The 8,359-nt window shown below is 70.2% G+C and carries 6 protein-coding genes; 3 read left to right on the forward strand and 3 right to left on the reverse strand.

Going from position 1 to position 8,359, the window contains the following annotated elements; translation table 11 throughout:
* Positions 1-157: 157 nt before the first annotated feature.
* A complete protein-coding gene (locus tag KEG57_RS27725) occupies positions 158-1,672 on the reverse strand; it encodes a lamin tail domain-containing protein (protein WP_272458919.1) in 1,515 nt (504 codons plus the stop codon).
* A gap of 58 nt (positions 1,673-1,730) precedes the next feature.
* Here KEG57_RS27725 and KEG57_RS27730 point away from each other — a divergent pair, with 58 nt between their 5' ends.
* Positions 1,731-2,081, forward strand: a complete 351-nt coding sequence (locus tag KEG57_RS27730) for a helix-turn-helix domain-containing protein (protein WP_272458920.1) — start codon at positions 1,731-1,733, stop codon at positions 2,079-2,081.
* 22 nt (positions 2,082-2,103) lie between these two features.
* Here the strand turns inward: KEG57_RS27730 and scpB are convergent, their stop codons facing one another.
* Both scpB and KEG57_RS27740 read right to left on the reverse strand, forming a co-directional pair.
* Entirely contained in the window at positions 2,104-3,825 is a 1,722-nt protein-coding gene (scpB, locus tag KEG57_RS27735; protein WP_272458921.1) for an SMC-Scp complex subunit ScpB, read from the reverse strand.
* Positions 3,815-5,029, reverse strand: a complete 1,215-nt coding sequence (locus KEG57_RS27740; RefSeq protein WP_272458922.1) for a segregation and condensation protein A — start codon at positions 5,027-5,029, stop codon at positions 3,815-3,817. The genes scpB and KEG57_RS27740 overlap by 11 nt, the downstream gene beginning before the upstream one ends.
* Before the next feature lie 66 nt (positions 5,030-5,095).
* Between KEG57_RS27740 and KEG57_RS27745 the strand changes: the two genes are divergently transcribed.
* Complete coding sequence (locus tag KEG57_RS27745; RefSeq protein WP_272458923.1) at positions 5,096-7,273, forward strand: serine/threonine-protein kinase; 2,178 nt, start codon at positions 5,096-5,098, stop codon at positions 7,271-7,273.
* Positions 7,264-8,028 (forward strand): hypothetical protein, encoded by a 765-nt coding sequence (locus KEG57_RS27750; RefSeq protein WP_272419018.1) that lies wholly within the window; start codon positions 7,264-7,266, stop codon positions 8,026-8,028. The genes KEG57_RS27745 and KEG57_RS27750 overlap by 10 nt, the downstream gene beginning before the upstream one ends.
* Positions 8,029-8,359 lie beyond the last annotated feature (331 nt).

The raw sequence follows: 8,359 nt of genomic DNA on the forward strand, positions 1-8,359 counted from the left end.
GCAAGGTTGAGGCCGCTGGCTCCGATGTAGGAACGACACCGCTTGCTCGCTCCTGCGGACGTCCCCGCCCGTCTGTACAGGCAAGGAACGTTCGCTCTTGTAGGCAAGTAAGACGCCTTCTCCATCACGGCCACCTCCGAGCACGGTTTTTCCGTAGTCAAAGGAATGACGCTGTGTTCGCACTCCCCGGTGTGGGTTCCGCAAGCTGGAAAGAATCGCGCACTCCATCTGGTGCGTCGGGTGACCGCCGTACCACACTTTGACCAGCCTTCGGCTTGGGAATGGCTGGAAACCTGGAAATCGTGCGCCCGCGCGTATCGAGCAGCCGCACGATCTCGCCCCCATTGCCAAGTCCGCTTTTCCCGAGCGCGGGGACACGCACGAGGAGTGCATCCTCGGCCGGCGGCACGTCGATCTCGTCGTCCACGACGAACGTCTCGTTCACGATCACTGCAAAGCGCCCAGGCGGCAGCATTATTTCCGGCAGCACGGTTTCGCCCCCGATATCGCTGATCACGAGCTCGCCGAGCGCCGCCTCCACGGACCCGTCATTGTAGAGCTCGACCCACTCCTGATCCGGCTCCGGCCCGAGCGGATTCGCCATCACCTCGTTCAACACGACGTGTGGCATCGGCGTCAGGGTGGTCGCGGAAAAGGTCAGGCGCCGCTGCCGTCCGTGCACGTCGATCGTCGCGACGTCGAGGGAAACGTCCTTCCCCGCAGGCAATCCCTTGAGGACGAACCGCTCGTTTTTCCCCGTCGTCATCACCACGTCGAGCCCCTCGCCCGCGATCCCCCACAGCATCGCCGCCGCGGGCGCACGCCCGAGCAGCCGATCGTCCTCGACCTCGACGCAGCCCGGCCCGAACGGAACCTCGAACGCCTCGCATTCGAGCACGGCCTCGTCGAGCGGCCCCTCGATCGCCTCGCCGAGGTCCCCGTTCCCCGCGCCCCCGAACGGCCGCGGATCCACCCGCAGCGGCCAGGGCAAGCCCGGCAGCCACACGACGGGCGGCGGCACCCAGGGCCCTCCCTCCGCGGCGAGCCCTCGACCCACGAAGCGCAGGCAAGCGCCCCCCGCGCCCGCCGGCGCGACGCCCCGCCCGAACGCGCCGAGGGGACCGTCCGGCGCGAGCGTGGCCTCGAACGACACCTCGGGCAGCGTCACGTCGCCGCAGTAGAGCCCGAACAGGCCCGCGCCGCTCGCCTCGGCCGGCGGCCACGCGCGGACGAGCAACGGCGCCGCCTCGGCCGGCTCCACCACGAACGCGACGCTCGCCCGCGGCTCTCCGCTCGCCACGGCGTACGTCTCGTCCGGATCGAGCGGCACCGTCGGCGCGAGCACCACCGAGCCATCGTCCGCGCGCCACCGGACGCTCGGCACGAACCGCTCGGCGAGCGCCTTCGAGATGTCGTCCCGCTCGATCTGCCGGAGGTGGCTGTCGCGCAGCTCGCCGCGCACGAGGAAGAGCCGCGCCTCGTCGAGCGATGGCTCCGCGGCCACGTGCACGCGAAGCACGCGGGGCGCCGCGGTGACCGGCGCCTCGGGCTCGAAGGCGACCGTGATCCCGGCCGCCTGCGTCGCCGGCCGAGGTCCGGCTTCGGGAATCGGAAGATCAGGCCGACAGGCGACGACGACGAGGGCGAAGAGAGGGCATGCGACCTTTTGCATGCCGGTACATCGACCGGGGCCCCCGCCGGTTGCGTGAAATTGATAGGTTTACGCGCCGATGACGCCCGATGACATCAAGGCGCTCCGCAAGGAGCTCGAATGCACGGCGAAGGAGCTCGCGGCGGCGCTCGGACTCGAGCAGGAGACGGTGCTCGCGTGGGAGAAGGGCGACCTCTTCCCGACGAAGCGCTTCGTCACGAAGATGGAGGAGCTTCGGAGCAAGGGGAAAGGGGCGATCGTGCGCAAGCCGCGGCGCGGGGCCGTGGCGGCGTCGCCGATGGCCGTGCTCGCGGATCCGGAGACGTGGAAGCTCGTGCGGAAGCTCGTCGCGCACGCCGAGCTGCGCCGCGAAGTCGGCAAGCTCGCCGAGGCCTACCCGGACCCCGCCGAGGAATCCGGCTCGACGTGACGTGACCTGACCAGGCCGAGGGCTACTCGTCCTCGTCTTCGTCCTCGTCTTCGTCCTCGTCTTCGTCCTCGTCCTCGTCCTCGTCTTCGTCCTCGTCTTCGTCTTCGTCTTCGTCTTCGTCTTCGTCTTCGTCCTCGTCCTCGTCCTCGTCTTCGTCCTCGTCCTCGTCCTCGTCCTCGTCCTCGTCCTCGTCCTCGTCTTCGTCCTCGTCCTCGTCCTCGTCCTCGTCCTCGTCCTCGTCCTCGTCCTCGTCCTCGTCTTCCTCCGCGGCCAAACGCTCCTCGACCTCGTCCTTCTCGTCCTGCTCGTCGCTCGCTGCTTGCACGTCGTTCATCGCTTCCTCCCCGCCGCTCTCCATCTGTGCCCGGTCCTCGTCCGTAAATGCAAATTCGTCACGCGTCTCGCTCTCCGTATCGCCAGCCGTCTCCGGCGGCACGACACGAGCGCCAAAGCTTCCTTCGCCGCCCATCAGACCGCCATTCGCTGCGGCCGACGTGTCCGTGAAGGCGACCGCCGCGTCCGGCGGCTCCTCGCCCATCTCGCGCTCGTACGCGCGCCGCGACTCGTCCGAAAGCTCGGTGAACTCGCGGAGCGTCGGCAGGTCCGAGAGCGTACGCAGGCCGAAGAACTCGAGGAACTGCGCGCTCGTGCCGTAGAGCATCGGCCGCCCCGGCTCTTCCTTCTTGCCGAGGATGCGCACGAGGTCCCGCTCGAGCAGCGACTTGAGCACCGCGCCCGAGTCCACGCCGCGCACCTCGTCGATCTCGGGCCGCGTGATCGGCTGCCGGTACGCGACGATCGCCAGCGTCTCGATCTGCGCGCGCGTCATCTTCACCGGCTTCTTCGCGACCTGCTCGCGCACGAACGGCGCGAACGCAGGGCTCGTCCGGAACACGTAGCCGCCGGCGATCTCGTCGAGTCGGATCCCGCGGTTGCGGTACTCGGCCCCGAGCTCGCCGAGCAGCGACACGACGAGGCGGTGCTCCGCCTTCGCCACGCGAGCGAGGTCGCGCGACGTCATCGGGTGCTCGGACGCAAAGATCAGAGCCTCCAGCACACCCTTCAGATGCGCGCGGGCGACCGCACCGCTCGCCTGTACGGTGTTATCTTCGTGCCCGTCGGGAGCGCCGTCCGGGGCGCCGCTCGTCGCGGTCGCGGACACCTTGCCGACGAGGCGCTGCGCACGGAAGAACGCGGCCGCGAGGGACCGAAACCGCTCGACGGGCGAGAGCGGCGCGGGCTTCGGCTTGCGAGGCGCGCGCTTGCGCTTGGGCTCGGCCGTCTCGGCCGATGCTTCCGCGGCTGGCGTGGCTTCGGCTTCCGCTTCCGGCGCCGCTTCCGCTTCCGCCGCCGCGACCGCTTCCGCCGCCGCGACCGCTTCCGCTTCCGGCGCCGCTACCGCTTCCGGCGCCGCTACCGCTTCCGCTTCCGGCGCCGCGACCGCTTCCGCCTGCGCCTCCGCGACCGGCGCAGCCTTCGCCTTCCCCTTCCCCTTCGCCGGCTTGACCGGCGCCGGCTCCGCGACGGTCTCCGCGACCGGCTCCGTCTCCGCGACCGGCTCCGTCTCCGCGACCGCTTCCGCCTGCGCGACCGGCTCCGTCTCCGCCTTCGGGTGGAACCATGCCCAGGCCGCGCGGCGGAGCCGCTCGGGTGAATCGCTGTCCGGCGGGGCCTCCTCTTGCGGCTGCGGCGGCGGCACGAGCCGCAACTTCCCGCGCCGCTTCGATCCGCCCTCAGTCGCCATCGTTCACCTCGGGCTCGTCGCGCTCTTCACCCGTGTCGTCAAGCTCTTCACGAGTGTCTCCGCGCTCTTCACGGGCCTCGTCGCGCTCTTCACGAGTGTCTCCGCGCTCTTCACGGGTCTCGTCGCGCTCTTCACGAGTGTCTCCGCGCTCTTCACGGGTCTCGTCGCGCTCTTCACGGGCCTCGTCGCGCTCTTCACGAGTGTCTCCGCGCTCTTCACGGGTCTCGTTGCGCTCTTCACGGGTCTCGTTGCGCTCTTCACGGAACGGGTTGTCGTCCTCCTCCTCGCTCGTCCCCGCCTGCACCGACAGCTCCAGGTGGATCGTCGCGAGCGGATCCGACTGGTAGATCCGGAGCAGCTTCATCCTCGCCATCTCCAGGATCGCGAGGAACGTGATCACGATGTCGAACTTCGTCAGCGGCGCGCCTTTCCGCGCCGGATCGTCGAGCACGAGCTCCTCGAACGTCGCGCGCCGCCGCCCCGACAGCCGCTCCGTGAGCTGCACGATCCGGTCCGTGATGGTGATCCGATCGAAGTTGACCTGGTGCTCGATCTTGATGTTCGTGCGCTTGAGCAGCTTCTCCAGCGACTCGAACAGCGAGAACACCCCGACCGGCGCGAACGGCGCCGGCCCCTCCGGCACGGGCTCCGGGATGCCGCGCGGAAATATGTCCTTGCCGAGCGTCCCGCGGTCCGCGAGGTCCGCCGCCGCGGCCTTGTACTTCTGGTACTCGAGCAGCCGCCGGACGAGCTCCTCCCGCGGATCGACCTCCTCCTCCGGCAGCCCATCCCCGTCCTGATCCTTGGGCACCACCGGCAGGAGCATCTTCGACTTGATGTGCGTCAGCGTCGCCGCCATCACGAGGTACTCGCTCGCCAGATCGATCGTCAAAGCCCGCATGATCGAGAGGTACTCGAGGTACTTCTGCGTGATGAAGCTCACGGGGATGTCGAGGATATCGAGCTCGTGCTGCTGGATGAGGTGCAGCAGGAGGTCGAGCGGGCCCTCGAACTGGGGCAGCGCGATCCGGTAGGCGTTGTCGTTGTCTTGCGTCTCGGTCGCCGCGGGCATCGCCTCGCGGATCGGCGTCGGGGCCTCGGGCTGCTTGCCACGCGGCTCGCGTGTCTTCGCGGGCGAGGACGAAGGGGCGGCCTTCGCCTTCTCCTGGGTCTTCCCCGCCGCGCTCGCCCTCGCCTTGCTCACCTGGGCCCGGACGGTAATCCGGAGGCCGCGTGGGATCCACGCGTTCCTGCTACACTCGTCCCGCCGATGACCCCGTCCCCCACGAAGAGTTGCCCGTCGTGCGGCGAGCGCTACGACGCGGATGTCCTCTTCTGCCCACAGGACGGCACGCCCCTCGTGAACGTGAAGGGGCCCTCGCTCTCGAGCCCCGAGGTCGACCCGTACGCGGGCCTCGAGCTCGCAGGGCAAATCCGCATCAAGCACCTCATCGGCATCGGCTCGATGGGCCGCGTCTACCGCGCCTTCCAGGCCGGCATCGATCGCGACGTCGCCGTGAAAATCCTCCACCGCGAGCTCAGCGGCAACGCCGAGCTCGTCGGACGTTTCCACCGCGAAGCCAAGATCGCGAGCCGGCTCGCGCACCCCGGCGTGGTCTCGGTCCTCATGACCGGCACGATCCCGCAACGCGGCGATCCGCGCACGGGCGGCGAGATGTACCTCGTGATGGAGTACCTCGACGGCATGTCGCTGCTCTCCGCGCTCGCGGCGGCGGGCACGGGCGGCGAGCCCTCGGCGCTGCCTTTGCCGCGCGCGATGCACATCGCGCTGCAGATCTGCGACGCGGTCGGCGAGGCGCACGCGCAAGGCATCGTGCACCGTGATCTCAAGCCCGAGAACGTGATGCTCGTGCGTCGCGGCGACGACCCGGACTTCGTAAAAGTCCTCGACTTCGGCATCGCGCGGCTCGACTGGGCCGATCGCGGCGGCTCGATGGCCACGCAGGCGGGCCTGATCTTCGGCACGGCGAAGTACATCTCGCCCGAAGGCGCCGAGGGCAAACCCGTGAGCCCCGCGGCCGACGTCTACTCGATCGCGACGATCCTCTACCAGTGTCTCGCCGGCCGAACGCCGTTCGAAGGCGAGTCGCCGGTGCAGCTCCTGATCCAGCACACGCACGACGCGCCGCCCGATCTGCGGAGCATCCCACGCGCGAGTTACGTCCCCGCGCCGCTCGCCGCGGTGATCATGCAGAACCTCGCGAAGAAGCCGGAAGCACGCGCCGAAGACGCGCGCGCGCTCGGCAAGGATCTCTACACGGCGGCGCGGCAGAGTGGCCTCGATCCGGACGAGCTGACGCGTTCGAGCTTGCTCTTCGCGCGGCAAGGCGCGGTGAAACTGCCCTCGAAAGAGCGCACGAAATCGCTGGAGCTCTCCACGGATCTCGCCTCGAAGATCGGCGGCGTCCCCGCGCGCCCCGACGCGACCCCGCTGCCGATCTCCTCGCGCATCGAAGGCGATCCGGAGAGCTCGCCCGCGCCGTTCGTACCGCCCCCGCCCACCTCGTCCGTGGGCCGCGCGGTGTCGTCCTCCGCGATCTTGGACGACGAGGACGAGACGACCGCTGCGCCTCCTTCGATCCGGAGCGAAAGGCGCATCGACGAGGACGATGAAAGCGAGACCCAGGATCCCGACGCGCACGCCTCGCCCGCAGCCCCGTTCGCGCGCGAGTCGACCATGCAAGGCACGGAGACGCCGCTCTCCTTGCCTCCGCCGGCCGACATGAAGCGCCGCGCGCGCCTCACGCGCATCGTCGCGATCGTCCTCTGCCTCGCCGCCGCGCCGCTCGTGATCGTCATGGGTGGCAGGCGCCTCGGCCTCGTCGGCGCGACCTCGGCCGACTCGCTCGATGGACGCCTCGAAGCCGCGCGCGAGGCCATGAAGCGGCAGGCCTGGGACGCGCCGCCCGGCGACAACGTCAAAGAGATCCTCGAGGCCGCGCACGCGCGCTGGCCCGGCGACGCGCGCGTCAAAGAGCTACGCCGCGAGGCCGCCGAGCGCCTCGTCACGAGCGCGCTCGGGCGCAAGTACGCCGGTGATCCCGCCGAGGCCTTGCACCTCGCCCGCATCGCCGTCTCGCTGAACCCCTCGCTCACGACCGCGCAACACCTCGTCGCCGAGCTCGAATCGAAGGCGCCCGCGGACCTCGCGCCCGCGACGAGCAGCGCGCCTCGCGCCGTCCCCACGGATCACCGCCCGAACGGCCGCTTCCCGGCGCCGCGCCCCACGGGCAAGGACGGCAAACCACTGCCGAGCGCCTCGGCCGCGACGCCGCCCGGCCCCACGGCGACCCCCACGCCGACGTCCACGACGAAGGGACCCGCGGGCGCATCGACGGGCCCCGACGGCCCCGTGCTTCCGCCCACGCCGCCGCCCTTGCCGACGACCGATCCGGCGCCCACACCCACCGGTGGACCATGGCTCTGACGCGCGCGACTCGCCGCCTGCACGTCGCCCTCGCGACGACGTCCGCCGCGCTCGTCGCGCTCGCGGCGTGCCCTTCGAGCGCCCACGCGCAGAGCCAGGAATCCGCCGCCGCGCGCCGTGCCTCCGCGGCCCTCACGCAGGACTACACGCACACGCTCGTCTCGGTGAACGCGGGCCTGCTCAGCCTGCCCGCGGCGAACGTCTGCCCGCGCTCGCGCACGAGCTGCGAGAAGGGCGAGACGAGCGTCTCGCTCGGCGTCTACAACCAGTACCACATCGGCCGCTTCGGCCTCGGCGCGAGCATCTCCTGGGCGCGCTCGCTCCTCAGCGGCACGGCCCCGGGCGCGGCCGAGCTCAATCGCGAGCACGATCGCAGCTACTTCCTCGTCGAGGGGCAGCTCCGCTACTACGGCATCCAGAGCGACAAATGGGTGTGGTGGGGCGGCGCGACGCTCGGCGCGGTGATCATCCGCGACGCCTGGACCGTGGCCACGGATCGTGAGCCCGCGGCGGACACGGCCTTCGTCGGCCCGCGCTCCGCGACGCTCTCGACCGAAGGCCTCGCGGCAGGCCTGGCGATCGGCGGCGAGTGGACCGTGGCCCCGAACTGGTCGCTCGGCACCACGCTGCGGTACGCGAGCTGGTTCCTCCCGACCGAGCCCGTGCAAGCGCCCACGGGCGACAGCGCGTCGCTCTCGGGCCGCGTCGACATGCTGGAGTTCGGCTTGCTCGTGGCGTATCGGCTAGCGCTTTGATTGGTCTCATCGCAAACCGCCGCGCCGGGGCGCTGCCCCGGGCCCCGCGGGGGCTGTTCGCCCCTCGACCCGAACCAGGGCAAGCCCTGGACCGTTCGTGGAAGAACTGCGCATCGCGCAGTTCTTCCAACAGGCCGCTGGCAAGACCATGAAGGTGCGTTCCACGCTGGCGACGGGCACGTTGCCCGTTGAATCGTCAACGCCGGCAGGGTCGTCGTTGGTCTTGACCTGGCCTGTTCGATGAACTGCGCATCGCGCAGTTCATCGACCCCGGGTCCAGCGCTTGCGCTGGTCCAGGTCCAGGGGCGGATAGCCCCGGTGGGGCCTGGGG

This window comes from Polyangium jinanense (assembly GCF_028435365.1).

Coding starts and splice junctions, on each gene's coding strand:
- KEG57_RS27730 (WP_272458920.1), top strand. CDS start 1,731: ATGACGCCCGATGACATCAAGGCGCTCCGCAAGGAGCTCGAATGCACG.
- KEG57_RS27725 (WP_272458919.1), bottom strand. CDS start 1,672: ATGCAAAAGGTCGCATGCCCTCTCTTCGCCCTCGTCGTCGTCGCCTGT.
- KEG57_RS27750 (WP_272419018.1), top strand. CDS start 7,264: ATGGCTCTGACGCGCGCGACTCGCCGCCTGCACGTCGCCCTCGCGACG.
- KEG57_RS27745 (WP_272458923.1), top strand. CDS start 5,096: ATGACCCCGTCCCCCACGAAGAGTTGCCCGTCGTGCGGCGAGCGCTAC.
- scpB (WP_272458921.1), bottom strand. CDS start 3,825: ATGGCGACTGAGGGCGGATCGAAGCGGCGCGGGAAGTTGCGGCTCGTG.